At 36.1% G+C, this 26,321-nt stretch carries 28 protein-coding genes; 17 read left to right on the plus strand and 11 right to left on the minus strand.

All coding sequences use genetic code 11. The annotated features are described in order from the left end of the window. Positions 1-322, plus strand: a 322-nt coding sequence (locus tag CHRYMOREF3P_RS00005; protein WP_180563500.1) for a glycoside hydrolase family 30 beta sandwich domain-containing protein, incomplete at its 5' end; no start/stop codon positions are given. Between the two features lie 176 nt (positions 323-498). Here CHRYMOREF3P_RS00005 and CHRYMOREF3P_RS00010 read toward each other — a convergent pair. Together CHRYMOREF3P_RS00010 and CHRYMOREF3P_RS00015 are read right to left on the minus strand one after the other, a co-directional pair. Then, entirely contained in the window at positions 499-1,308 is an 810-nt protein-coding gene (locus CHRYMOREF3P_RS00010; RefSeq protein WP_077414448.1) for an enoyl-ACP reductase, read from the minus strand. Positions 1,309-1,428: 120 nt separating this feature from the next. Then, positions 1,429-1,728 (minus strand): hypothetical protein, encoded by a 300-nt coding sequence (locus CHRYMOREF3P_RS00015; RefSeq protein WP_077414446.1) that lies wholly within the window; start codon positions 1,726-1,728, stop codon positions 1,429-1,431. A gap of 138 nt (positions 1,729-1,866) precedes the next feature. Between CHRYMOREF3P_RS00015 and CHRYMOREF3P_RS00020 the strand changes: the two genes are divergently transcribed. Further along, positions 1,867-2,427: a DNA-3-methyladenine glycosylase I gene (locus CHRYMOREF3P_RS00020; RefSeq protein ID WP_180563501.1), complete on the plus strand. Its 561-nt coding sequence runs from the start codon at positions 1,867-1,869 to the stop codon at positions 2,425-2,427. 84 nt (positions 2,428-2,511) lie between these two features. Here CHRYMOREF3P_RS00020 and CHRYMOREF3P_RS00025 read toward each other — a convergent pair whose 3' ends face one another. Beyond that, positions 2,512-2,778, minus strand: a complete 267-nt coding sequence (locus CHRYMOREF3P_RS00025; RefSeq protein ID WP_077414442.1) for a hypothetical protein — start codon at positions 2,776-2,778, stop codon at positions 2,512-2,514. Positions 2,779-2,955: 177 nt separating this feature from the next. Here CHRYMOREF3P_RS00025 and CHRYMOREF3P_RS00030 point away from each other — a divergent pair, with 177 nt between their 5' ends. Beyond that, a complete protein-coding gene (locus CHRYMOREF3P_RS00030) occupies positions 2,956-3,384 on the plus strand; it encodes a MarR family winged helix-turn-helix transcriptional regulator (protein ID WP_077414440.1) in 429 nt (142 codons plus the stop codon). After that, positions 3,381-4,142, plus strand: coding sequence for an NAD-binding protein (locus CHRYMOREF3P_RS00035; protein ID WP_180563502.1), 762 nt, complete (start codon positions 3,381-3,383; stop codon positions 4,140-4,142). Before CHRYMOREF3P_RS00030 ends, CHRYMOREF3P_RS00035 begins: the two co-directional genes overlap by 4 nt. A gap of 292 nt (positions 4,143-4,434) precedes the next feature. Here the strand turns inward: CHRYMOREF3P_RS00035 and CHRYMOREF3P_RS00040 are convergent, their stop codons facing one another. Together CHRYMOREF3P_RS00040 and CHRYMOREF3P_RS00045 are read right to left on the minus strand one after the other, a co-directional pair. Continuing rightward, positions 4,435-5,289 (minus strand): nucleoside phosphorylase, encoded by an 855-nt coding sequence (locus CHRYMOREF3P_RS00040; RefSeq protein ID WP_077414436.1) that lies wholly within the window; start codon positions 5,287-5,289, stop codon positions 4,435-4,437. 21 nt (positions 5,290-5,310) lie between these two features. Beyond that, entirely contained in the window at positions 5,311-5,796 is a 486-nt protein-coding gene (locus CHRYMOREF3P_RS00045) for a hypothetical protein (protein ID WP_077414434.1), read from the minus strand. A 231-nt stretch (positions 5,797-6,027) separates the two neighbouring features. On the opposite strand from CHRYMOREF3P_RS00045, the gene CHRYMOREF3P_RS00050 reads away from it, so the two are divergent. The 3 genes from CHRYMOREF3P_RS00050 to CHRYMOREF3P_RS00060 all read left to right on the plus strand — a co-directional run bounded on the left by CHRYMOREF3P_RS00050 (position 6,028) and on the right by CHRYMOREF3P_RS00060 (position 11,217). Then, a complete protein-coding gene (locus CHRYMOREF3P_RS00050) occupies positions 6,028-7,857 on the plus strand; it encodes a cytochrome-c peroxidase (protein WP_180563503.1) in 1,830 nt (609 codons plus the stop codon). A gap of 248 nt (positions 7,858-8,105) precedes the next feature. After that, on the plus strand, positions 8,106-10,259 hold the full coding sequence (locus CHRYMOREF3P_RS00055) for an alkaline phosphatase PhoX (RefSeq protein WP_077414430.1): 2,154 nt from the start codon (positions 8,106-8,108) through the stop codon (positions 10,257-10,259). A 58-nt stretch (positions 10,260-10,317) separates the two neighbouring features. After that, entirely contained in the window at positions 10,318-11,217 is a 900-nt protein-coding gene (locus CHRYMOREF3P_RS00060) for a leucine-rich repeat domain-containing protein (RefSeq protein ID WP_180563504.1), read from the plus strand. Positions 11,218-11,219: 2 nt separating this feature from the next. Here CHRYMOREF3P_RS00060 and CHRYMOREF3P_RS00065 read toward each other — a convergent pair whose 3' ends face one another. Next, positions 11,220-11,543 carry a translation initiation factor gene (locus tag CHRYMOREF3P_RS00065; protein WP_047384528.1) on the minus strand — a complete coding sequence of 108 codons (324 nt, stop codon included), beginning with the start codon at positions 11,541-11,543 and terminating at the stop codon, positions 11,220-11,222. Between the two features lie 238 nt (positions 11,544-11,781). Here CHRYMOREF3P_RS00065 and gpmI point away from each other — a divergent pair, with 238 nt between their 5' ends. The 5 genes from gpmI (at position 11,782) to CHRYMOREF3P_RS00090 (ending at position 16,716) form a co-directional block, all read left to right on the plus strand. Further along, entirely contained in the window at positions 11,782-13,323 is a 1,542-nt protein-coding gene (gene gpmI, locus CHRYMOREF3P_RS00070; protein WP_180563505.1) for a 2,3-bisphosphoglycerate-independent phosphoglycerate mutase, read from the plus strand. 150 nt (positions 13,324-13,473) lie between these two features. Beyond that, on the plus strand, positions 13,474-14,451 hold the full coding sequence (locus CHRYMOREF3P_RS00075; protein WP_047384532.1) for an acyl-ACP desaturase: 978 nt from the start codon (positions 13,474-13,476) through the stop codon (positions 14,449-14,451). Positions 14,452-14,552: 101 nt separating this feature from the next. Then, on the plus strand, positions 14,553-14,984 hold the full coding sequence (locus CHRYMOREF3P_RS00080; protein ID WP_047384534.1) for a BT0820 family HAD-type phosphatase: 432 nt from the start codon (positions 14,553-14,555) through the stop codon (positions 14,982-14,984). A 155-nt stretch (positions 14,985-15,139) separates the two neighbouring features. Further along, positions 15,140-15,949, plus strand: coding sequence for a type I methionyl aminopeptidase (gene map, locus CHRYMOREF3P_RS00085; RefSeq protein ID WP_077414424.1), 810 nt, complete (start codon positions 15,140-15,142; stop codon positions 15,947-15,949). Then, positions 15,949-16,716 carry a class I SAM-dependent methyltransferase gene (locus CHRYMOREF3P_RS00090; RefSeq protein ID WP_077414422.1) on the plus strand — a complete coding sequence of 256 codons (768 nt, stop codon included), beginning with the start codon at positions 15,949-15,951 and terminating at the stop codon, positions 16,714-16,716. The genes map and CHRYMOREF3P_RS00090 overlap by 1 nt, the downstream gene beginning before the upstream one ends. A gap of 128 nt (positions 16,717-16,844) precedes the next feature. On the opposite strand, the gene CHRYMOREF3P_RS00095 is transcribed toward CHRYMOREF3P_RS00090, so the two are convergent. After that, positions 16,845-17,177, minus strand: a complete 333-nt coding sequence (locus tag CHRYMOREF3P_RS00095) for a DMT family transporter (RefSeq protein ID WP_077414420.1) — start codon at positions 17,175-17,177, stop codon at positions 16,845-16,847. 232 nt (positions 17,178-17,409) lie between these two features. Continuing rightward, positions 17,410-17,973 (minus strand): Crp/Fnr family transcriptional regulator, encoded by a 564-nt coding sequence (locus CHRYMOREF3P_RS00100; protein WP_077414418.1) that lies wholly within the window; start codon positions 17,971-17,973, stop codon positions 17,410-17,412. A gap of 276 nt (positions 17,974-18,249) precedes the next feature. On the opposite strand from CHRYMOREF3P_RS00100, the gene era reads away from it, so the two are divergent. Continuing rightward, positions 18,250-19,125 (plus strand): GTPase Era, encoded by an 876-nt coding sequence (gene era, locus CHRYMOREF3P_RS00105; RefSeq protein WP_047384549.1) that lies wholly within the window; start codon positions 18,250-18,252, stop codon positions 19,123-19,125. 66 nt (positions 19,126-19,191) lie between these two features. Continuing rightward, positions 19,192-19,620, plus strand: a complete 429-nt coding sequence (locus tag CHRYMOREF3P_RS00110; RefSeq protein WP_180563506.1) for a DoxX family protein — start codon at positions 19,192-19,194, stop codon at positions 19,618-19,620. 67 nt (positions 19,621-19,687) lie between these two features. On the opposite strand, the gene CHRYMOREF3P_RS24355 is transcribed toward CHRYMOREF3P_RS00110, so the two are convergent. Further along, positions 19,688-19,840, minus strand: coding sequence for a bacteriocin-like protein (locus CHRYMOREF3P_RS24355; RefSeq protein WP_410493582.1), 153 nt, complete (start codon positions 19,838-19,840; stop codon positions 19,688-19,690). A 118-nt stretch (positions 19,841-19,958) separates the two neighbouring features. Here CHRYMOREF3P_RS24355 and CHRYMOREF3P_RS00115 point away from each other — a divergent pair, with 118 nt between their 5' ends. Beyond that, complete coding sequence (locus tag CHRYMOREF3P_RS00115; protein ID WP_180563507.1) at positions 19,959-22,361, plus strand: alpha/beta hydrolase family protein; 2,403 nt, start codon at positions 19,959-19,961, stop codon at positions 22,359-22,361. Between the two features lie 171 nt (positions 22,362-22,532). On the opposite strand, the gene CHRYMOREF3P_RS00120 is transcribed toward CHRYMOREF3P_RS00115, so the two are convergent. Continuing rightward, positions 22,533-23,222: an HAD family hydrolase gene (locus tag CHRYMOREF3P_RS00120; protein ID WP_180563508.1), complete on the minus strand. Its 690-nt coding sequence runs from the start codon at positions 23,220-23,222 to the stop codon at positions 22,533-22,535. A 76-nt stretch (positions 23,223-23,298) separates the two neighbouring features. On the opposite strand from CHRYMOREF3P_RS00120, the gene CHRYMOREF3P_RS00125 reads away from it, so the two are divergent. Continuing rightward, positions 23,299-23,862, plus strand: coding sequence for a Crp/Fnr family transcriptional regulator (locus CHRYMOREF3P_RS00125; protein WP_077414410.1), 564 nt, complete (start codon positions 23,299-23,301; stop codon positions 23,860-23,862). A gap of 381 nt (positions 23,863-24,243) precedes the next feature. Beyond that, the gene (locus CHRYMOREF3P_RS00130) at positions 24,244-24,747 is read left to right on the plus strand and encodes a GNAT family N-acetyltransferase (protein WP_180563509.1); all 504 of its coding nucleotides are present in this window, start codon (positions 24,244-24,246) and stop codon (positions 24,745-24,747) included. 126 nt (positions 24,748-24,873) lie between these two features. On the opposite strand, the gene CHRYMOREF3P_RS00135 is transcribed toward CHRYMOREF3P_RS00130, so the two are convergent. Continuing rightward, on the minus strand, positions 24,874-26,235 hold the full coding sequence (locus tag CHRYMOREF3P_RS00135) for an MATE family efflux transporter (RefSeq protein ID WP_180563510.1): 1,362 nt from the start codon (positions 26,233-26,235) through the stop codon (positions 24,874-24,876). Positions 26,236-26,321: the final 86 nt, after the last annotated feature.

Below are 26,321 nucleotides of genomic sequence, written 5' to 3' on the forward strand. Positions count from 1 at the left end.
TGAAACCGGAGGACCTAATCATAAAGGAAATTTCTGCTTTGCCCCGATTATTGCAGATACCAAAACAGGAGAGGTGTTCTATACCTATGAATACTATTATATAGGACATGTTTCAAAATATATCAAACCAAATGCCCAGAGAATAGGAAGTTCTTCAAACAGGGCTGCGCTGACGTCTTCTGCCTTTATGAACGAAAACGGACAGCTGGTAACTGTAATTATGAATGATTCAGACAATGATATTGAAACCAATCTATGGATTGAAGGAATGGCTGCCAAACTTAATGCTCCTGCACACTCTATACAGACCGTAATTTTATAATATCATATTAATATTATTTTTGACAGACCCGGCGGCCTCGAAAAGCCTTTTATAGTTGCTCCAAATGAATGGATGAGGTTTCAGGTAGTAAAAAAAGAAAACCCATGAAACAGATTCATGGGTTTTCTTTTATGGTAAACGAAACGTTATCAGTTCGTTATTTTTTCGATGAATTATTATTCAGTATCATATTTACTGATTACCCTCTGAGTAACACCTGAGCTGCTGAAACCCCCATCATGGAAAAGGTTCTGCATCGTTACTTTTTTCGTAAGATCAGAGAATAAAGTTACACAATAGTCTGCACATTCAAGAGCTGTAGCGTTTCCTAGTGGAGACATATCTTCTGCATATCCAAGGAATCCTCCGAAACCTTTCACACCACTACCGGCAGTAGTCATTGTAGGAGACTGAGAAACTGTATTTACACGTACTTTTCTTTCACCCCAATAGTTTCCGAAAGTTCTTGCAATGCTTTCAAGATAAGCTTTGTTATCAGACATATCATTATAATCCGGGAATGTTCTCTGAGCAGCAATGTATGTAAGCGCTAAAATACTTCCCCATTCATTCATGCAGTCTTTTTCCCAGGCTACACGCATTACCTTATGGAAAGAAACAGCGGAAATATCCCAGCCTTTTTCCAACCAGTCGTAGTTCATTTCTGTATAATGTTTTCCTTTTCTTACGTTGATAGACATTCCGATAGAGTGAAGGATAAAGTCGATTTTTCCAAATTTTGCAACAGCGGCATCAAAAAGTTTTTCAAGATCTTCTATAGAAGTAGCATCTGCTGCTATTACTTCAGAACCTGTTTTTTCTGCTAATCCATTAAGTTCCCCCATCCTCAAAGCAATAGGAGCATTGGATAAGATAAATTCAGCACCTTCCTCATGGCATCTTTCAGCAACTTTCCATGCGATAGATTGTTCATTAAGGGCTCCAAAAATAATTCCCTTTTTGCCTTTAAGTAAACCGTATGACATAATTTTTTAATGTTTATTATAATACAAATGTAGCAATAATTGTGGTTATGGCATAATAAAAAATGGAGCCTTATCAATTTAAGACTCCATTTTATTGAAAATATTTATATGACTGAAATACTAATTGGTTTTCTTATTCCATTCTGCCTTTACATCCTCTGCTGCATCTTTGGTTTTTTCCCATGCCTCATCTGCTTTATCCTTGATATCCTCCCAGGCATCAGATACATTAGCTTTTACCCTGTCAAGCCAGTCTTCCTGGCTGGCCTCCTGATCATTGTTTCTCTTCTCATTGATATAATCTTTGGCCTTGTCTGCCAATTCATTGATTTTCCATTTGGTTTTATCCGTTGCATTCTGTAAAGAGTTTTCTACATTATTTACTGCATTTTCCGCTTTGTTGTACTCTGAATTGTTCATAATATTATAAATTTGGTTAGGTATCAGTAATTAAACAATAACCATTCCTAAAACAGGACACCTCTGTTAAACTTTTCATAATCTTTTGTTATATTTTTCTAAATCAGCAGTATCTTTAGTTGATAAAATTTGATAATTATGGAAACAGTACGATGCGGATGGTGCGAAAAAGATGACCTCTACAGAAAGTATCACGATGAAGAGTGGGGAAAACCCGTGTATGATGATGAAACAATATTTGAATTCCTGATTCTTGAAAGCTTTCAGGCCGGCCTGAGCTGGTACACTATCTTATCTAAAAGAGAAAACTTCAGAAACGCTTTTGATCATTTTGATTATAAAAAAGTAGCCGCCTATTCAGAGAAGAAGATCGAAGAATTAATGAACAACTCCGGAATTATCAGAAACAGACTTAAAATTCTGGCAGCAGTTACTAATGCTCAGCGATTTATGGAAATTCAGAAAGAATTCGGGAGTTTTTCCAGCTATATCTGGAGCTTTACAGGCGGAAACCCCATAGATAACCGTCCTGAAAAATTGTCTGATGTTCCTGCTACAACGGAAATTTCCGATCTTATTTCCAAAGAACTTAAAAAAAGAGGGTTCAAATTCGTGGGTTCTACGGTAATTTATGCCCATATGCAGGCTACCGGAATGGTAAATGACCACATAAAAGACTGCTTTACGAGGAAGCAATAGTTGGGTTTTATTTGAAATTTGGTGATTTTTTATTTATCCCGGACATTTTTATGTGATGATCAACGAGTTTTTAAATAATAGATTTTAATTGACCTTTCGGGACCGAATTTCCTTTCGGACATTTTGCCAGCTATTTCTTATAATCAGGTACAAGGGAAAAAAAGCTAAAGGGAGTGGAGTTATTCCATTGAAACCTTTCTTTATGGTAACATAGATACAGGCTGCTATTAATATTCCCATAATAATACAAAAGGTAGTATGAGCCGCAGAACGTTTTTTTTCTTCTTTTGTAAGTTGCTCAATAGAAAGTTCGGAAAGCTTACTGACGTCAGACTGTTTGGTGTTTTTCATGTTCAATGGTTAGTTTTTACTTTCGCTAAAGTAATAAAATAATCATAGCCTGGAACAAAAATATATTCTGGGTTCTATTAAATGATTCTAGTTTCTCATGTCACTTACAAGAATAAATATTTTAAGCAAAAATATTGTGCACAAAATAAATAAACTATCTTTGTTTATAAAAAAACGATGATCCCTTTATCAGAACATTTATGTTTTAAAACCTATGCCGTTTCCCGGTATATTACAGGCTTATATAAGCCTTATCTGGATGAAATTTCATTAACCTATCCTCAATATCTTGTAATGATTGTTTTGTGGGAACATGGTGAAATGAATATCGGAAAGATTGGCGAACACCTTCATCTGGATAATGGAACATTGACTCCACTCCTGAAACGAATGGAAAAAAATGGACTGATCATCCGAACCCGAAGTTCAGAAGATGAAAGAGTAGTACTGATCAACCTTACAGAGAATGGAACAAAGCTCAAAGAAAAAGCAAAACATATTCCTGAAGCTGTTCAGAGCTGTATACATCTGAGTGATGAAGTGAAAACTCAGCTGATGGGTTCTTTAGATGAAATATTATCAATTCAATCTGTATCCGAAATATGAAGAAAATAGGAATTATTGGCTATGGCTGGCTGGGAGAGAGAATAGCGTCTTCCTTATCCGGAAAATATACCATATCTGCAACGACAACAACTGAAAATAAAGCAGAAGATCTGAATAACAAAGGAATGAATGCTGTCGTGGCATCTTTTCCGGACTATCAGTTGACAGAACCTGTTCCTCAATGGGAGGAAGTTAAAAATATAGATATTTTGATTATTACTATTCCGGTTTCTGAAAAAAGTTGCTGTGTAAGTTCTTTATATAATAGAATCCAAAATTTATCAGCATTTATCGGTGATTTTACAGGGCAGATGTTTCTGATGAGCTCCACAGGAGTTTACCCGGATCTTCCCAAAGAGTTTACAGAAGAGGATGTTCCTTTTGAGAATGTATCAGGAGAAAGAATGTTGAGAAACAAATATCCTCAGCTTAGTATTCTGAGATTAGGAGGTCTGATGGGAGATAACAGACTTCTGAAAAACTATAACGTGGGTAATCTTGATCATGCAGTGAATCATATTCATTATGCTGATATCAGTGCTATTATCACACAAATGATTGAAAATAAAGTAGAAGCTAAACTTTATAATGTTACGGCCCCGGTTCATCCGGCAAAAAGTCAGGTGATTAATGTACAGAAAAATATACTTGATGAGGAAGTTTTTGAAATAAAAGGTAAGAAGGTTTTATCTTCAAAACTGATTTCAGAACTGGATTATGTTTTTCAGTATTCTGATCCAAGGACTTTCCATTTGTAATCATTGTATCGATTCCTATCCGTTTTTACCTACGAAACTTCTTTTGACCTCTTTGTCATTCCGTAGGAATCTCGACTTTATTTTTAAAGCTTTGTATTTAGATTCCTGCGGAATGACAAGGTTAGTGGTGAGTTTTATTCATCATGAAAGGAACAAAAATCAACATTACAAATTCAATAGGAACGGGCTTTAGCCCGTTTTTAAAATAAACAAATACCATTGGCTTTAGCCAAAACCTATAAAAAAACTCCGTAAATAGTTTCCGGAGTTTTTTTATGTAAAATAAAAGTAATTACTTAATAATTCTTTCCAATACCCAATCAATAAGGTTTTTCTCTGAAGCATGGTGGTCTGCAGAGAACTCCCCGCGTCTTCTGTTGGCAATAACGTTATTTACGGTAATGGCTTTGTGTCCTAATAGTTTTGAAAGCGCATAGATTGCAGACGTTTCCATCTCGAAATTGGTAATTCCAAGATCGTTCAATGTTTCTAGGAATTGATCATCTACTGCTTTCAGACGAAGCTGTCTTCCCTGTGGCGCATAGAATCCTGGGAAGGTTGCCGTATTTCCGTGGTATTTGGCATCTTTGTAGTAGTCACCCATTTCTTCAGCCCAGTCTGAGAAGTAAAGCATCGGCTTAATTTTTTCGTAAGGGAATTTTTCTAAGAAGTTTTTGGAAAACTCATTTTCAAAGCTATAATCCTGATAGAAATGCATCAGTCCGTCTAATCCTACTACATTTTGGGTAACCAGCATATTGTCAACCTGTACATCAGGGTTTACACTTCCACAAGTTCCCATACGGAATAGTTCAAGAGCTTTATGCTCAGTCTTAAATTCTTTATTTTTAAGATCGATATTCACCAAAGCATCCAGTTCGTTCATTACGATATCGATGTTTTCAGTTCCGATACCGGTAGACATTACAGTAATTCTTTCTCCACGAAGCGTTCCTGTATGCGTATAGAATTCTCTTTTATTTTTTTTGATCTCTACAGTATCAAAATATTTTGAAACTTTTGCCACTCTGTCAGGGTCACCCACAAGGATGATTTTGTCAGCAATATCTTCAGGTAAAAGATTCAGGTGGTATACACTTCCGTCTTCATTCAGAACAAGTTCTGAGGCAGCAAGTTTGTTTAGCATAATATGTATAATTTTGTTTTTTTAATTAATGATAATCGCATCTTTATAAGGAGATGCCATCACTTCATAGATGTCATTATATTCTTCTACAATTCTTTTCTGGCCGTTCATCACTTCGTATACCGTAACAACAGTTTTTTCAATGTTTTTGGGATCTTTTCGCTGTGATGTGATTTCGTAGAAATGATTATCTTTTGTAAGAATGGAAATCAGTTCTTCCTTTGTAGAATTGTTGGAAGTCATCATTCCCGGGAATTCTGTTACGATATCTTTAAGATCAGAATAATTTTTGTAAGGCTTGGTAACACCGTTGGAATACACATACACATTGGGAATGTTTTTATCCTTTTCAAGGCGGACCAGATAATAATCAGAACCTCTTTTCTCTGCGTAGACAGCCATTTCCTGCGGCTTTCCGGACTGTTTTTCAGGCTGCTTTTTTTTCTGTGAAAATGCAGTCAGAGAAAGGAAACTTGCTGCAACAGCAAACCATAGTTTTGTTTTCATAATACTATTTTAGTTTTTTTGATGTGTTGAATTCAATTAAAAAAATCCTCGCCCAATAATCTCCCGCCATTATTTTTACCGGTATTTCGAATAACCGTTTTCTTTAGAATAATGAATTTGATTTCGGGGTTTAAAATTAGTGAAAAATATGATATCAGAAATATAAACATTATTTAATCTGTTATTAAAACTGAGATAACATCAGAGTAATACTTTTGCCGCTAAAAATTCATGAGATCTTATCCACTGCTTGTAATCGTCCTTTTGATAGGATTTGCAGTAATGTCTTTTAATCCTGTTTATAAAGGAAAAGAAAGCGAAAATACATTTGTCAATAAAGGGTTGTCCGACTTCAAAACCAAGCTTGAACAGCTGAAATCAGATGTTGATAAATTCTCAGAAGACCGTATTTCCCTTGAAGAACTGCAGAAATCACTGAGCAGTACCAGAAATTCATTCAAAGAAATAGAATTTTATGTGGCTTATCATTATCCTGAATTTACCAAAACCCATCTGAATGCGGCCCCTTTGTTTCATATTGAAGCTGCAGGAACATCCGCATATACACTTCCTCCGGAAGGATTACAGGTGTTGGATGAATTGATATTTTCAGAGGAAGCAGGAAATGAAAAAGAAAAGATCAAAACAATTACTACCTTTTTATACAACAGCTATTCCGGATTTTATCTAAGTGCTTTAAAAAATGGTTTAAGCAAAGGCAATAACAAGACATTGCCCTTACGAATTGAGCTGATTAGAATCTATTCTCTCGGAGTGACAGGTTTTGATACTCCGGGTTCTTTAAATATTTCCGGGGAAGCAAGCCATGCTTTTTCAGGAATGCAGAAATACATTAATGATAATCCTTATTTTAAAAATTATAATACTCAGAAAGCTAATCAGATTTTAACGGAAGCCATCAGCTACCTTTCAAAAAATACTGATTTTGAAAATTTTGACAGGATTGAATTTTATAAAAAATACATACAGCCTTTATATGAAGAGCTTGGAAAATGGGACGGAAGACCTGATGATCTTAAAGAATTTTCCGGCTGGAATGTAGGAAACAAGAACTTTTTCAGCAGTGATTTTTTAGATCCGTATTTTTATACCTTATTGAAATCCTCAGAAGATAATCCTGAACTCCGCAATCTTGGAAAATCAATTTTCTATGATCAGAATTTAAGTGGCAGCGAGAAAATGAGCTGTGCCACATGCCATCTTCAGGAAAATGCTTTTACAGACCTTAAAGCAAAATCACAAAGCAATGTGAAAGGAAAAACAGTACTGAGAAATTCCCCGTCTTTATATAATGCTGTTTTTGCCAAGAGGTTTTTCTATGACCTTCGTGCTTTTTATCTGGAACAGCAGGCGGAACACGTAATTTATAATGACCAGGAATTCAATACAAGTTATGAAAGCATTATTCAGAAATTAAAAACAAAACCTGAATATAAAAAGGCTTTCCGTGCAGCTTTCAAAGATGGAAAGATCAGTAAAGAGAACTTTTCGAAGGCATTAAGCTCTTATGTAGCTTCATTGTACTCATTTGACAGCGATTTTGATCGTTTTATGAGAAATGAAAAGAATGTTTCTGATGATGTGAAAAAAGGATTCAACCTCTTTATGGGAAAAGCCAATTGTGCGACATGCCATTTTGCCCCTCATTTTTCAGGATTGGTACCGCCGTTTTTTAATGAAAATGAATCTGAGGTTCTGGGAATTACTACGAAGCCCATTAAACAGCTTCCTGTAGAGCTTGATCAGGATTTAGGAAGAGGAAACAGCCCTGTGAAAAAGGAAAAATCATGGATTTATGATTATTCATTCAAAACAGTCACGGTCAGAAATATTGCCCTTACCAAACCTTATTTCCATAACGGAGCTTTCAATACGCTAGAAGAAGTTCTTGACTTTTATAATGAAGGAGGCGGAGAAGGATTAGGATTAAAAATGAAAAACCAAACTCTTGCACCAGATAAATTAAACCTTACTGAAACAGAAATAAAGCAGATCATAGCCTTTCTGAATGCCCTTACAGATGTGAGTAAAGCGAAATAGGTGAGGTGAGGGATTCGAGTTTGTGAGATTTCGGGATGCAGGTGCGAATACATACATCATAACTCGAATCACGTACCTCGAATCTCAAAACCCCGCATCTCGTAACCCGTACTATTTAACAAAAAATTAATCCCATTAACATTAGGTTTTTGATAAGTTAATATTTGTCGATTTATATTTAAAATCCTATTAACAGAAGGAAAGCTCTAAAAAAATAGTTTTGCAGTGTCTAATAAATCAAATAAAAAATGAAGAAAAAACTACTAACAATGGGAGCGTTGGCTATACTGGCAAGTTCAGGTATTCAGGCGCAGACTCTGATATTCAATAAGAATGCGTCTTGGAGCTACAAAGATAACAACCAGGCACAGCCTGCCGGATGGAATGCCCAGGCCTTCGATATTTCAACATGGGCGGTAGGAAACGGTCCGTTAGGATATGGAGATCCGGTAACCACAACAATCAATTCAGGGCTTACTACAGCTTATTTTGCTAAAGATTTCACAGTAGATCTTTCAACGCTTTCCGATACTATGGAGTTGGGAGTAATGAGAGATGACGGTATTATAGTATACCTTAACGGAGAGGAAGTCGTAAGAGACAATATGCCTGCAGGTGCTGTTACATTCAATACTTTTTCCAGTACAACTATTGATGGAGCGGCAGAAAGTGTTTATAATATTTTCTCTATTCCAAAATCAAAATTTGTAAACGGTGTCAACAGATTTTCTATAGAATTGCACAACAGAAGCACAACCAGTTCAGATTTAAGAATTGATGCTTACCTGAAAACAACAGCCAATACAACGATCCCTGTAACTTGCAACGGAACACACATCAGCTGCTTTACTTCAATTGTGCCTACAGCACAGACTGATAAATTAATTATCCCTGCTGAACACAAATACCAGCTTATTTTAAAAGAAGGAGACAGTTATACAGAAGGAGGAGGATTAGTTGGAGGTCAGAATGACTTTACAGCTTATGTTCCAAAAACAGGAAGCAGTACCAATGGATATCTTTCTGTAAACCATGAAACGAATCCTGGAGGAGTTACCATGGCAGAAATCAATTATAATGCGACTTCAAAGCTTTGGCAGTTAACAAAATCAAGAGCGGTAAGTTTCTCAGACCCAAGTTTGGTACAAACCATCAGAAACTGTTCAGGAGGAATTACACCTTGGGGAACAGTGGTGACCGCTGAAGAATCTGTGACTTCCAATGATGTGAACAATGATGGATATAAAGATTATGGTTGGTTGGTAGAGATTGATCCTGCAACAGCTCAGGTAATTTCTAAAAATACCGACGGATCCAAAGGGAAACTTTGGCAGATGGGAATCATGAACCACGAAAATGTAGTGGTGAATAACGCAGGAACAACTGCTTATTATGGGGAAGACGGTGGAACACACATGGTATATAAATATGTAATGGATACTCCAAACAACCTTTCTTCAGGAAACCTGTATGTTTTAAAATTAGATCAGGGATTATCAACTGCGGGAGATCCGGTAGGAACTACAGCAACATGGATTCAGGTTCCTAATAAAACCAAAGCAGACCAGAATAATACAGCAACACTTGCACAATCATTGGGCGGAACAAAGTTTAATGGAGTAGAAGATGTTGACATCAGCCCACTGGATGGAAGAATCTATTTTACAGCAAAAGGATTAGACAGAGTATACCGTTTACAGGATAACGGAACAACAGCTTCACAAGTAGAAACATTTGTAGGAGGAGGTTCTTCAGTATATTCTTTCAATACCGCTCAGGGAATGAAATCTGAAGCTTGGGGAGACGGAAATGACAACCTTACTTTTGATGAGCTTGGAAACCTTTGGGTACTTCAGGATGGAGGTAAAAACTATATCTGGGTAATTGCTCCGGATCATACACAGGCCAACCCTAAAGTAAAACTATTTGCTTCTATGCCAGCTGGGTCAGAACCTACAGGATTGACATTTACGCCTGATCATAAATTTGGTTTCTTCTCTATTCAGCACCCGGATTCAACAATCTCTACAGATGTGGATGCTACAGGGAATACAATCAATTATAAAGGAAAATCAGCTACCATCGTCATTGCACTTAAAAACAACTTGGGAACTGAAGGAACTTTAGGGACTATCGACAGCAAAACTGCAGAAAATACAGTAACAGTAGCACCAAACCCAACTTCCGGAATCGTAAAAATCAATTCAGTAAAAGGATTGAAAGATATTTCAGTGACAGCTTACAGCATGGACGGAAAAATCGTTTATACGAAGAAGTTCAACGGTACAAACAAAGTATTGGACCTGGATTTCACACAACAGTTGGAAGGATCCCGTATTTTAGTTTTAAATATTGAAGCTGAAGGAGGTTTCCAGAAAACAGTTAAACTTTTAAAGAAATAAATTATTTATAATTCTTGTCTGTCAGTGACTTCTGTTGCTGGCAGACTTTTTTATGTTTATGAAAAAGCTTTTCTTACTTATTTCCATACTATCACTTTCTCAGATCAAAGCACAGATTGATCCGGTGAAATATCCTACTTTTACCAATATTGAAGATGCTTTAAGCAGTAAAAAAGCAGTATACAGTATGAGTTTCAGAGAAAAGGGATTGTTTAATCTTCCCCCTCAGATCGTGAAACTGGATTCATTATTTTTTCTGAATATCATGGCTAATAAGCTTGAAAAAATGGATCAGGAACTCTTTGAATTGAAAGAACTGGAAATTTTAAATGTGAATGAAAACAGCATTAAATATATTCCGGATGAGGTAAGTAAGCTTAAGAAACTGACCACTTTTTCAATGAATCTGAATAGTCTGACAAGCATTAATCCCAATATTGCAAAGCTTCAGAACTTAAAAGTAGTACATTTTGATGCCAACAACCTGAATACCTTCCCCGAAGCACTTATGGAAATTGCAGCGTTGGAAGAAATTAACCTTCAGGGAAACCAGATCAGTTTTATTGCAGACAGACTGGATCAGATCAGAAACCTGAAATTTCTGAACCTTTCTGATAATCAGATCAATGACCTTGGAAATTTGTCTTTTCCTAAAAACTTAAAATATCTTGAACTGCAGCAGAATGCCATCAACAAGCTTCCGGAAAACCTTTTCAAAGCTCGGCATCTTGAATTTCTGAATGTAAGTGGAAACAATATTTCGGAAATCTCACCCAAAATAAAAGGATTGAAAAGTGTAGTCAGCATGAATCTGGCCAACAATAATCTGAAAGATATTCCTGTAGAAATCCAACAGCTGAAAAATCTGAAAACTTTGATTCTTACAGGAAATCCTATAGAAAAATCTACAATTGAAAATTTAAAAACCTTACTGCCGGATACGCAGATCTATTTCTAGATCTATCCGCCAACACGTTTGGTTTTATATCCCATTTCTTTAAGGATATTCATGATTTTATCACGGTTGTCCCCTTGAATGATAATCGTTCCATCCTTCTCAGAACCGCCTATACCTAAGGTGGTTTTTATTTTCTTTGAAATTTTTTTCAGGTCTTCCTCACTGCCTTCCCAGCCTTCAACAACGGTGACAGGCTTACCATTTCTTCCTTTTTTCTCAAATTTGCATACCAAAGGCTCTTTCTGCTTGAATTGTTCTTCAGGCATCTCAAAATCCTGCTCTTCATGCTCAGGAAAAAGATTCTTCAATTGATCTCGTAAATCCATACCGCAAAATTAAAAAGATTTACTGATTAATGAACTGAAATAATCAATGAAATTTCAATTTTTCAATCGTGTCAAGGTTTTAAACCTTGACACGGTTGAGTGTTTACAAATTAACCCGGTTTTTACCTTATAACTTTAAATGGAACTGGTTGATGATCAGTAATCAATAAAATTCAAGACCTCAAATTCTTCTATTCATAGGAAATTAGGTAAATTTGTCTAACAAAAGTTTTACAAAATGTCAAAAAAAGCAATACTGGCAATTCTTGACGGATGGGGATTGGGAACAAACCCTGACGTTTCTGCAATAGATAAAGCAAATACACCATTCATAGACAGCTGTTACCAAAGATTTCCACATACTACGCTTGAAGCGAGTGGGCTGGCTGTAGGGCTACCTGCCGGGCAGATGGGAAATTCTGAAGTTGGGCACATGAACCTTGGGGCAGGTAGAGTGGTTTACCAGAATCTGGTGAAACTGAACATGGCGGTTGAAAACGGAACATTGGGTCAGGAAAAAGTGATTCAGGATGCATTTGAATACGCAAAAAAAGAAAATAAAAAAGTACACTTTATCGGTTTGGTTTCCAATGGAGGAGTACATTCACATATCAATCACTTAAAAGGATTACTGACTGCTGCCAAAGAATTCGGTTTGAATGAAAACGTTTTTGTTCATGCATTTACCGATGGCAGAGACTGTGATCCACATTCCGGATTCGGATTTATTGATGAACTTCAGAAGCATATGGAAGCCACTACCGGAAAACTGGCAACAGTGACAGGAAGATACTATGCGATGGACAGAGATAAGAGATGGGAGCGTGTAAAATTAGCTTATGATGCCCTTGTTGAAGGAGTAGGCGAACCAACAACTGATGCTTTGGCAGCAATTAAGACTTCCTATGATAATAATGTTACAGATGAATTTCTGAAACCAATCATTTTAATGAATACTACCGCTACAGGAAATGTGGTGCCGGTAGCAAAAATTATTGATAATGATGTTGTGATCTGCTTCAACTTCCGTACAGACAGAGGGAGAGAAATTACAGAAGTTCTTTCTCAGAAGGATTTTCCGGAATATTCTATGAAGAAACTGAACCTTTACTATATCACGTTAACAAACTATGATAAAACATTCCAGAATGTACAGGTTGTTTTTGATGAAAATGTATTAACGGAAACAATGGGGGAAGTTCTTGAAAGAAATGGAAGATCTCAGATCAGAATCGCAGAAACAGAGAAATATCCTCACGTTACTTTCTTCTTTTCAGGAGGAAGAGAAAAAGAATTTGAAGGCGAAAGAAGACTGCTTTGTCCAAGCCCGAAAGATGTTCCTACGTATGACCTGAAGCCGGAAATGTCAGCTTATGATATTACCAATGCTATTGTACCGGAACTGGAACAGGGAACTGCTGACTTTGTCTGTTTAAATTTTGCCAATACAGATATGGTAGGACATACAGGCGTTTTTGAAGCTGCTGTAAAAGCTGCTGAAGTAGTAGATCAGTGCATCGAAAAAGTAGCAACCGCTGCTTATGAAAACGGATATGCTGTTTTTATCCTTGCCGATCACGGAAACTCAGACGTAATGATGAATCCGGACGGAACTCCTAATACACAGCACTCAACCAATCTTGTACCTTTCATCGTAATGGATAAAGATCATACCTGGAATTTAAAACCAGGAAAATTGGGAGATGTGGCCCCTACAATCCTTAACGTAATGGGCGTTGAAATACCGGCTGCAATGACCGGAGATATTTTAGTTGATTAAAATTCAATAATATTGTCAAAAGAATGCCGTTATACTTTGTATGACGGCATTCTTTTATGATTTATGTCAGATAAGGTATGACTTGCATACTTTATTATGCGTTAAATAATAAATAAATCATATCTTTGTAAATTAAAACTGAATAGTAAAATGTATCAAAAGCTTGTTAGGAAAGAAGTAATGGGATTATTGGAAAAGGAAGTAGGTTCTTTTCTTGATAAATTTTTAACGCCAATTGAAAAAATATGGCAGCCTTCCGATTATTTACCAGATCCTTCAAGCGAAGAATTTAAACACGACTTAGAAGAAATTCAGACTTTTGCCCGCGAAATGCCTTATGATCTTTTCGTAACATTGATCGGGGACTGTATCACAGAAGAAGCTCTTCCTTCCTATGAGTCTTGGTTAATGGGAGTTGACGGAATCAATCAGGAAGAAAGATTAGGCTGGTCCAATTGGGTAAGAGCATGGACTGCTGAAGAAAACAGACACGGAGATTTATTAAACAAATATCTTTATCTGTGTGGAAGAGTAAACATGAGAGAGGTTGAAATTACTACTCAATACCTGATTAATGATGGTTTCGATTTGGGAACAAGTATGGACCCATACAGAAACTTCATTTATACAAGTTTCCAGGAGACAGCTACCAATATCTCTCACAGAAGAGTAGGTACATTGGCTAAACAGTCCGGAAACGGGAAATTGGCAAAAATGTGTGGTGTAATTGCTGCAGATGAAGCAAGACACGCTAAAGCATACAAACATTTCGTAGCGAAAATTCTGGAAGTAGACCCTTCAGAAATGATTCTTGCATTTGAAGATATGATGCGTAAAAAGATCGTAATGCCTGCTCACCTGATGAGACAATCCGGACAAAAAGCCGGAGAACTTTGGGGACATTTCTCGGATGCTGCACAAAGATGTATGGTATACACTGGTCAGGATTATATCAATATTATGAAAGACCTTTTAGATGAATGGAAAATTGAGCACGTAAAAGGACTTACAGAAAAAGCAGAAAAAGCTCAGGAATACCTGATGAAGCTTCCTGCAAGGCTTCAGAAGATCACAGACAGAGTTTCTACTCCGGATCTTCAGTTCCAGTTTAGCTGGGTAAAAAGCTAATAGGATTTACATTATTATTTAAAATATAAAAGTAATTGAGTGCCTTTCTTTTGGGCACTCTTTTTATTTCTTATCTTTGCAAAGCTAAAAAAAACAACGAAATGTTAAATAATAAAAAGATTGCTGTTGACTTTGACGGGACTATTGTTGATGACGCTTACCCGGCCATTGGAAAACCGAAAACTTTTGCATTCGAAACTTTAAAAAGACTTCAGGCTGAAGGATACAGACTTATACTTTGGACTTACAGACACGGAAAAACATTAGATGAAGCCGTAGAATTCTGTCAAAAAAACGGAATAGAATTTTACGCTGTGAATTCAAGTTTTGAAGGAGAAGTTTTTGATCATGAAACTCAATCCAGAAAATTAGATGCAGATTGGTTTATTGATGACAGAAACTTAGGAGGATTTCCGGGATGGGGTGAGATCTACAATATTATTCAGGAAAGAATAGAATTCCGTGTAGAAGGGAAGGAAGTTCTTGCCTATTCAAAACTTAAAAAAGAAAAGAAAAAAGGACTTTTCTGGTAGGATAGAAACGAGAAGCCAGATATTAGAAATTAATTTTTGATATCACATTAAAGCTTCTATTTTTTATCAGAAAGAGTCTTAGATTGTTATAATATAGAAATACACATCATGCTGTAATCTAGCTTCTAACATCTAATATCTAACATCTATATACAATGATTCAATTAAAAACGATAGACGAATTGCGTCTGATGAAGGAGAGTGCCCGACTGGTTTCAAAAACATTGGGAATGTTGGCAAAAGAAATTAAACCAGGGATTACAACCTTATATTTAGATAAACTGGCTCATGATTTTATTAAAGATCATGGTGCTGAGCCTGCATTTTTAGGATATGGAGGATTCCCGAACTCTCTTTGTATCTCTCCGAATGATCAGGTGGTTCATGGGTTTCCAAACAATGATGTAGTAAAAGAAGGAGATGTTCTTTCCGTAGACTGTGGAGTTATTCTTAACGGTTTCGTAGGAGATCATGCTTATACTTTTGAAATCGGAGAAGTGAAACCTGAGGTTAAAAAATTACTACAGGTTACCAAAGAATCTTTATACAAAGGAATTGAGCAGGTTGTCAGAGGAAAGAGAATAGGAGATATCTCTCATGCAATCCAGGCACATTGTGAAAAAGAAGGATATGGAGTAGTAAGAGAACTTGTAGGACACGGTTTAGGAAGAAAAATGCACGAAGATCCACAGGTTCCAAACTATGGAAGACAAGGAAGCGGAAAGGTAATAAAAGACGGTTTGGCAATTGCTATTGAGCCAATGGTTAATATGGGAACTGAGAAAGTGAAGTTCCATAATGACGGTTGGACGGTAACGACTTTAGATAATATGCCATCTGCTCACTTTGAGCATGATGTGGCAGTAATCAATGGTAAACCGGTATTGCTTTCAACATTTGATTATGTGTATGAAGCTTTAGGGATTGTAAGTGATGAAGAAAAGCAGTTCCAACTGGATTTTTAATGAAAAAGGTAACAAAACTTTTACTGAATAAAATTCCACGCCCTATGCTTATTAAAATGAGTATTTGGGCCAGACCGCTTATTTATCAGTTTTTCAAAGGAGATCAGTTCTATGACCCTATTGATGGAAGATCTTACAGAAAATTCCTTCCGTATGGATATGGAAAACAAAGAGAAAATGCTCTTTCTCCCGGGACTTTAAGCCTGGAGAGACACCGTCAGATGTGGCTTTATCTTCAGAATGAGACTGATTTTTTTATTAAAAATTATAAAGTTCTGCATATTGCTCCCGAACAGGAATTTTTAAGGAAATTCAAAAGAATGAGTAACCTGAATTATATTTCAGCAGATCTTTATTCTCCGATTGTAGATGTGAAAGCAGATATTCTGGATTTACCTTTTGAAGACGAAAGTTTTGATATTATTTTCTGTAACCACGTTCTGGAACATATCGAAGACGATGCCAAAGCAATAAGTGAGCTGTATAGGGTTATGAAGCCCGGCGGATGGGGAATTCTTCAGGTTCCGATGAAAAATTCATTGGAGAAAACGTATGAAGATTTTACCATTAAAGATCCGAAAGAACGACAGAAGCATTTCGGACAATATGATCACGTCCGCTGGTACGGAATGGATTATTTCGACCGCTTAAAAAAAGCAGGCTTTGAAACAGAACCGAACTTCTATTCACAGAAATTCTCAGAAGAAGAAATTAAAAAATACGGGTTAAGACACAATGAAATCTTGCCTATAGTTTATAAAAAATAAAAAAAGCCTGTCATTTTTTGGCAGGCTTTTTTCGTGTAATCAGGATGAGAATTTTTTTACATAACTAAAAAACCGCCTTCAATACGAAGACGGTTGCCATTTTTAAATATAGAGAAGGTTATGCTTTTTTAATGTGATGAAGACACTGCCTTCAAGCCTACCACAGAGCCAATAAGCGTTACAATAAAGAACACTCTCCAAAAACTTACAGGATCTTTAAAGAAAATAATTCCCATTAAAGCCGTTCCTACAGCGCCTATTCCTGTCCATACCGCATAAGCTGTTCCGATAGGTAAGGTCTGAGTAGCTTTGATCAGCAGAAGCATGCTGATAGTCATTGTGATCAGGAAGCCTGTATACCACAGGTACATCTCAGTTCCTGATGTTTCTTTTGCCTTTCCCAGACATGATGCAAAGGCAACTTCAAATAATCCCGCGATAACTAATATTAACCAATTCATTTTTTTAAATTTTTCTACGGCAAAGTTCAGAATTTGAAAGGAGAAAAAATTTTACAATTGTTAAAAAATGAAAATGTAGAGAGAGTAAGAAAGGAAGATGGAGGCTGGAAGAAAGAAGTTATGATAGCCTATTAAGAAATCTTGCTCAATTTTATTAATTAATGGGAATGCTTAGTAGTTATCATATGAGAAAATAACTTCCATCCTCCAGCTTCCATTCTCAAAATCGGAATTACTTTATTTCCGCCCGTATCCTGCTCAAACTCACCTGGGTAATGCCCAGATACGAAGCAATATACCCCAATTGAACTCTTTTAAGCAAATCAGGTTGATAGGCTATAATATCCTTATAACGCTCCAAAGATGTTTTGAACTGTCTGGAAATAATCAGTTCTTCAGATTTTATCATCTCGGCTTCCGCTAGTTTTCGGCCCCAGTTGGCAATATGGATGTCTTCATTAAACAGTTTTCTGAGGCTTTCTGTTTCCATTCTGTACAGATCGCAGTCTTCCAGTAGTTCGATGCTTTCATAACCGGGTTTGTCCTCCACATAGCTTTTCATAGAAAGAATGCACTGCCCTTCACTTCCAAACCAGAAGGTAATATCATTATCAGCCGTTGAAGAATAGGCACGCGCGATCCCTTTGCGGATAAAGTAGAGATAAGGAATCACCTTATCAGCTTCCATCAGGCAAAAACCTTTAGGATGAGAAATTTCAGTGATGTGCTCTTTTAAACTGTTTTTTGATGTTTCAGGCAGGATGTAAATCTGATCGAGAATCTGGTCTATATTCATAAAGATGAATTCTAATATTCAAAAATATTAGTTTTAAGTAATGCAATACAAAATTATTTTATGGTTTTTGCAGAAAACAGAACTGGCAGGCTGGCTATGAAGTTAAAGCATTGATTGAAAAGGCCTGAGTTTGTGATTAAACCTAATATATATTCCTTAAATCCTTTTTTAAAACGAATGTAAAATCCAATAACTCTCTTTTTTCTTTTAAAAATTGAGATTAACCGTAAAGACCAATTTTGTTTTAGTAACTTTGCAGTTCGTAATATTATTTTTATGCACAAAGCTGGATTTGTAAATATAGTTGGAAAGCCCAATGCGGGAAAATCGACCTTGCTCAACCAATTAATGGGTGAGAAATTGGCGATTGTAACGCAGAAAGCTCAGACAACCCGCCACAGAATTTTTGGTATTTATAATGAAGATGACCTTCAGATCGTATTTTCTGATACTCCGGGAGTATTGGATCCAAAATACGGATTGCAGGAAAAAATGATGGATTTTGTAAAAGACTCTTTACAGGATGCCGATGTTTTCCTGTTTATTGTAGACGTTACCGACAAAGCGGAACCGTCAGAATTTTTAATTGATAAGCTGAATAAAATCCCTGTACCTGTACTTCTTTTATTAAATAAAGTAGATCAGACTGATCAGGCAGGCCTTGAAAAATTAGTAGAAGACTGGCATAACAGAATTCCGAAAGCTGAAATTCTGCCTATTTCTGCTTTGAATGCTTTCAATACAGAGGTTATTTTACCTAAAATAAAATCTTTACTTCCTGAAAATCCTCCTTACTACGATAAAGATCAGTACACGGATAAGCCTGAAAGATTCTTTGTAAACGAAGCAATACGTGAGAAAATCCTTTTGAATTATGATAAGGAAATTCCATATTCGGTAGAAGTAGTGACTGAGCAGTTCAAAGAGAAAGAAGGAATTATCTTCATAGATTCTATTATTTATGTGGAAAGAGATACTCAGAAAGGAATTATTATCGGGCACAAAGGAGAAGCAATCAAGAAAGTGGGAACTGAAGCAAGATTAGATCTGGAAAAGTTTTTCACCAAAAAAATTCATTTAAACTTATTTGTAAAAGTGAAAAAAGACTGGAGAAAGAACGACAGAGATCTTAAAAATTTCGGTTACCGATAAACTAAAACGGCTGTAACCCCGTTGTATTAAAAGATTTTTATTACCTTAGTATAAATTTTTTAGTAAATGAACTATAATAATTCAAATTGGAGCTCAATACCTAAAGATATTATTTTATTAGCAGTGAGAGTATTTGTTGGTTTTGCAATGCTGTCTCATGGCTTTCCAAAACTTCAGATGCTGTTGGCGGGCGGTAAAATTGAATTTTTCGATTTTATGGGACTCGGGCCTCAGATATCTTTGATTCTTACGGTTTTTGCTGAATTTGTTTGTTCAATACTCCTTATATTAGGGCTTTTTACAAGAGTTGCTTTAGGTTTTCTGATTTTTACCATGATCATTGCTGCTTTTGCAGTACATGGCGCAGATCCTTTTGAGAAAAGAGAAATGGCGCTAATCTATCTTTCCGTTTATCTTTTGCTCATGGTAATAGGAGCTGGAAAAGTTTCGGTGGATCATATGATAGAAAGAAGAAAAAGAGCTTCAGACTGGTAATCTTACAATAAAAACAATACACAATAAAAAGAAAGGCACTTCAGAAAATGAGGTGCCTTTTCTGTTCTTAATAATTGCAGTTAGGTAAGCATTCCCAGATAGGAGCACCGCTTGGAGTTTTTCCTACTCTGCAAGCCATGTATCCTGGATCACATAATGGTGCATTTCCTCCTTTAATTGTTTTCAAATTGCTCTTTGATAATTTTCTTAAATTTTTCATACTATTTTAATTTGTAAGATAAAAGTAATGAAAAAATAAATATGACACCAAAAAGAGTCTTATTTTTTAGTGTTAGAAATTTGTTAAAATTTACTACATTCGTAGAAAATGAATTTATATGAAGATAAAACTGACTATTTGCCTTTTGGCATTTCTCAATTTTTATGATGCTCAGGAAAATATTACTTACCAGAAACCTTCTGCTGAGATTTTAAAATTGGCAGATTATCAAAGACCTCCAAGTGTTCTGATGAACAGCAAAAAAGACTGGGTAGTTTTTACTTATCGTCCAACATATAAAACACTGGAAGATCTCAGCCAGAGTGAAATGAAGCTTGGTGGGCTTAGAATCAATCCGGTTACCAATATCTCAAGCAGTATGACCTACTCAAATAATCTGAAAATCAGAAAGATCAATGATAAAAATGAGATTCAGGTAAAAAACCTGCCTTCCAATCCGAAAATTGCCTATGTTTCGTTTTCGCCGGATGAAAAGAAACTGGCTTTTACCAATACAACAAATAAAGGAGTAGAGCTTTGGATGGTAGATATGGAAACAGCTTCTGCAAAAAAAATTACAGCTGATAATCTGAATGCCAACTTGGGAATGCCTTACGTATGGTATAATGACTCTCAAAGTTTCCTGATCAGAACACTTCCACAAAACAGACCCGCTCTTATAGATGCAGCCAAAGACCTTCCAACAGGCCCGATTGTTTCAACGGCGGATGGTAAAGTTTCTCAGAACAGAACTTATCAGGATCTTTTGAAAAACCCTCAGGACGAAAAAAACTTTGAAACACTTACTGCCTCTGAAATTTATAATGTAGATCTTACAGGAAATCTTAAGAAATTAAAAGATCAGGATATGTATGCCGGCTTGAGTTTTTCTCCAGACGGAAATTATCTGATGGCTACAACCATTAAAAAGCCGTTTTCCTATATCGTTCCGCTCAACAGGTTTCCATCAACAACGGTTATATATGATATGAAAGGAAATGCTGTAAAAACAGTGAATGAAGTTCCTTTGAATGAAATCATGCCGAAAGGGTTCTCCTCTGTAAGAACCGGAAAAAGAGATATGGCATGGAGAAGTGATGCTCCTGCTACTCTTACCTTTGCTGAAGCTTTGGATGGAGGAGATCAGTCTAAAACAGCGGACTACAGAGACGAAATATTTACCTGGGAAGCCCCATTTGCAGCAGCTCCAAAATCTTTCTTCAAAACAAAGCAGAGATATGATGATGTAGTTTGGACTAATGATCATTATGCTATTGTTTCTGAAGGCTGGTATGACACAAGAAATACAAAATCTTACCTTATAGATACTAATAACGGGGAATCTAAAGTTTTTGATGACAGAAATTATCAGGATGTTTACAGTGATCCTGGAAATTTTAACACAACGAAAAACCAATATGGAAGATATGTAATAGATATGAAAGGAGGAAAAGCTTACCTGATCGGAGATGGATTTACTAAAGACGGACAGCATCCTTTTATTGATGAAATGGATGTGAAATCACTGAAAAAGAAAAGACTTTATACCTCTAATGTAAAAAACGGTAAAGAAGAGATTATTGATATTCTTAATGCTTCAAAGGGTGAAATTCTTACTACTCAACAGTCACCAAGTCTTTATCCTAATTATTTCAAAAAGAATATTAAATCTAATAAGGCAGAAGCTGTAACTAACTTCGCAAACCCCTTTGAAAGTATCAAAGACGTTTACAAAGAAGTGATTACTTACAAAAGAAATGATGGGGTGACTTTAACGGGAACTCTTTATCTTCCTGCCAATTACGACAGAAAAGCGAAAAAAGAGAAGCTTCCGTTGCTGATTTGGGCATATCCTACCGAATATAAAGATAAAAATACAGCAGGACAGAATACCCAAAATCCTAACGACTTTACATTCCCGTATTACGGATCTTTTGTATACTGGACCACTAAAGGATATGCTGTTCTGGATGATGCTGCTTTCCCGATTATTGGGGAAGGAAAAACAGAGCCTAATGATACTTTCATCCCTCAGTTGGTAGCAAATGCTGCTGCGGCAATTGATGCAGTGGATCATCTGGGATATATTGACAGGAAGAAAGTAGCTGTAGGAGGACATTCTTACGGTGCTTTTATGACTGCAAACCTTTTGACACATTCAAACCTTTTTGCATGTGGTATTGCAAGAAGTGGAGCTTACAACAGAACTTTGACGCCATTCGGATTCCAGAGTGAGCAGAGAAATTACTGGGATGTTCCGGAGATTTACAACACAATGTCTCCGTTTATGAATGCTGATAAAATGAAAACACCGCTTCTTCTGATTCACGGTGATGCAGATAACAACCCCGGAACTTTCACCTTACAGACTGAAAGATACTTCCAGGCATTGAAAAATCTGGGTGCTCCGGTAAAAATGGTTCTTCTTCCAAAAGAAGCCCACGGATATCAGGCTAAAGAAAATATCTTACACCTTTTATGGGAACAGGATCAGTTTCTTGAAAAGTGTTTGAAGAAATAAATTACAAAAGAGACTGTTTATCACAAACAGTCTCTTTTTTTGATTAAAAAATATAATAAGGAAGTTAAAGGTATTAATTAAAACTTTATAGAACATCGCACTAAGCTTTTACTTAAAGCGCGACTCATCTTAATAATCTTACTTTCTTAATAGACCTTAATGGTTGAAATATTAAAGATGTTTCAGGATTTCATCAACACTCTTAAGCTCCATAAAATTCGGATGCTCCAGATTGACATCATGCTGTTCATGACTCCATGTGACATGATAAGGAATATGAGCTGCAAAACCTCCGATTTCCAATACCGGCAGAACGTCTGATTTTATAGAATTTCCGAGCATCAGGAAGTTTTCGGGTTTGCAGTCCAGATGTTTCAGAAGTTTTTTATAATCATTTTCTTTTTTATCACTCATGATCTCGATATGATGGAAATAGTCCTGTAATCCTGAATTTTTCAATTTACGCTCCTGATCCAGAAGATCTCCTTTTGTAGCCACAACCAGTCTGTATTTTCCCTTTAACCTTTCAAGAGTCTCTGTAACTCCATCTAATAGTTCAATAGGTTTTTGAAGAAGTTTCTGACCCAGCTGGATAGTTTTGTTTACCAGCTCCAACGAAGCAGTGTTATTGGATACCCTGCCAATGGTTTCAATCATACAAAGCATAAATCCTTTTACTCCATAACCGTACAGATGGAGATTCTGCATTTCTGTTTTAAATAATTCCTGTGATACCGAATGTTGTGGAAGATAATCCTCAAGCAGCATACAGAACTCTTTTTCTGCCTCCTGAAAATAAGGTTCATTAATCCAAAGAGTATCATCTGCATCAAAGGCAATCGTAGTAATATGATTATTCATTTTTGTTTTGTAATTTTCTGTTCGCAAAATTCAGTATAAAAATTCAATAAGCAAAGGACATTTGTCCCGGGTAAATATGTTAAGGACAAATCAGACATTTTTAAACTATCTTGACGAGCTGTATGAAAAACAGAAGGGTAGTGATGATATTACATTAAAATCTTTTTCTGCAGGGAATAAAATATTAATACAGGATCATCAGCCTTCCCATGTAATGTTGATTAAAAAAGGGATTGTCAAATGTTATTTCGTTGAAGAGAACGGGAAAGAATATATTGTAGAATTTCTCGGAAGTGGGGAAGTGATAGGAGAAGTGGAGCTTATTAAGAATATAAACTGTCTGTGTACTATTGAAACGCTCACAGAAGCTACGGTGTATGCCGTAAAGATTCCTGCTTTCAGGTCTTTGATTAAAAACGATCTTGTCCTAAACAATCTTCTTTTAGAGTCTTTCGCGGAACGGATTATCAATACTTCCAGCAGGGCTTCTTATCAGCAGTTATATACAGTAGAACATACTTTAAAACAGCTGTTGCAAATGCAGTCTAAGCAGGATATTCAGATATCAAAAGAAGATATGGCGGCCTATCTCGGAATCACAGTAAGGAGCTTGAATAGAATCTTGAAGGATTTGAAATAGTTTTGTTTGGAAAATTGCAAAGACTCAAAGTTTTTTTTAATTCCTATTTTTAATTTTAATACACAGGAAAATCAAATATTTTCAGCAAGTTGAAGAAATTGTGCCCTTCTTTTTAATTATAATCTGCTTAATTAGTAAGTGATTAAAAAATAAACACTGTTCAATTTTATCAGAGATAAAATCTTTGCGCCTTAAAAATATTAGATCTTTCAATTCCATTGCGCCTTTGCGTATTCTAATAGGATTTTTTTTAAAGATTAATAATATTTTCAAGGGGTTGTTTGTTGTAAATATTAAAATTTGATAATTTGCGTATGATTTAAATGGGGTGTGTTTTAAAAATTTATTATTTTTGTATAAAATTAGGTTGAATATTCATCAATGGAAAAATTAAAGTTCAGAAATGCTGAGTTGGCAGATTTAAATAAAATCGTAGCCATATATAATTCAACAATTGCTTCAAGAATGGTTACTGCAGATATGGAAGAAGTCTCTGTAGAAAGCAAACTAAAGTGGTTTGAAGAACATAATCCTCAGACAAGACCACTTTGGGTGGTTGAAGATGAACAAAGTGACATTATCGGATGGGTAAGCTTCAGTTCATTCCATGAGAGAGCAGCATACAACGGAACGGTGGAAGTAAGCATTTATCTGGATGAAACCTGCAGAGGAAAAGGATATGGTAAAACAATTCTTCAGTACTGTATTGATAATGCAGGGAAATTCGGAGTGAAAAATCTTGTAGCTCTCATTTTCCTTCATAATGAGCCAAGTTTGAAACTGTTCAGGCATTTCGGATTTGAAGATTGGGGAAGCCTTCCTAATGTAGCCATTCTGGATGGCGTTGAGAGAAGTCTGAAGATTTTAGGAAAGAGAATAGATTGATGCACTTATATGGTAAAAAAATCTGCGTAATCAATAAGATCTGCGAGAGAATATAGATCAATGCTTTATTACAAATTAACGAATATAAAAAAAGCTGTTTCAAATACTGAAACAGCTTTTTTATTTTTATGAGTTCTGCTTAATTCGTTTCGCAGACATATTCAGAAATCGTTTTACCAGGAAAACGGCCGATACTGTCAGTCCTAATCCGAGTGCAATCCACATTCCGAATGCGCCCATTTCCAAAGTAACACAGAAGAAATACCCCAAAGGAATAGTAATTACCCAATAAGAGATAAAAGTATAAATAGATGGGATTTTTACATCCTGCAACCCTCTCAGCATTCCTAAAGCCGTTACCTGGATTCCGTCAGAAAGCTGGAACAGTGCGGCAATAATCATAAGTTTTGATGCCAGCATAATAACTTCCACTTCTTCTTTTTTCGTGAAGAAAGTCGGAAGTATGTTTCTTCCTAGAATAAATACCAATCCACAGATACACATGAAAATAAAGGCAATCTTCAAGTTGTTGATTCCAACCTTTCTGAGTTCCACAAAATTCTGTTCACCCACTTTTCTACCGATCATTACCGTGGAAGCAACACTAAACCCTACACATAAGTTAAAAGTGAAAGAGGCCATACTTAAAGCGATCTGGTGAGAAGCAATATCATGAGCAGAGATCAATCCGCAGATAAATGCAGCTCCGGCAAAAGCGGTTACTTCAAAGAACATCTGTAAAGCTGTAGGCAGCCCCAGTTTCACCATTTTATCAAACATTTGCTTCGAGAAATCCTTAATTTTTAAAGAGAAATCTTTGATATAACGTCTTGTTTTTTCTTCTTTTACCAAAACAAAATAAAGGAAAACAACCATGAAAATTCTGGAAATCAAGGTAGCAAGAGCAGATCCCTGTACACCCATTGCAGGTATTCCCCAAAGTCCTTTGATGAAAACATAGTTTAACGCAATATTGATGATATTCGCAATAATGGTTGCCTTGGTAACTCCAATGGTATAAGATAAACCTTCAGAAACTTCACGAAGCGTCTGAAATGCCATAAATGGGATCATGCTGACTACCATGATACTTAAGAATCCTACCGTATCAGGAATAATCTTGGCCGGCTGCCCCGAGTGATAGAGTAGAGGCATTCCCAAAAGTAAAATGACCATCAGAATCACCCCAACAGACATGTTGATGATAAATCCATGACTGAAAACGGAATTAATCGTTGCATGATCCTCTTTTGAATGTGCCTCCGATACCAATGGTGGAATCGCAAATGAAAAGCCCAGAGCTAATACAAATATGGAGAAAAACACAGCATTCCCCAATGAAACGGATGCCAACGCATCAGCACCCAAAAGTTTTCCGACAATAATATTATCGAATAAGTTGACCGAAACCTGCCCCACCTGAGTAAGCATCACAGGCAGAGCCAAAGTCAGGCATTCTTTCGTATAGTTTTTGTTTAAAAATTTCATAATATTTTAAGATTCATATAGTTTATAATTCAAATAAGGCAAAAAAAAAATTTGCAGTGATAACACTGCAAATTTTTATAATATCG

Origin of the sequence: Chryseobacterium sp. JV274 (genome assembly GCF_903969135.1) — a bacterium.
In the GTDB taxonomy this organism is placed as follows: Bacteria; Bacteroidota; Bacteroidia; order Flavobacteriales; family Weeksellaceae; genus Chryseobacterium.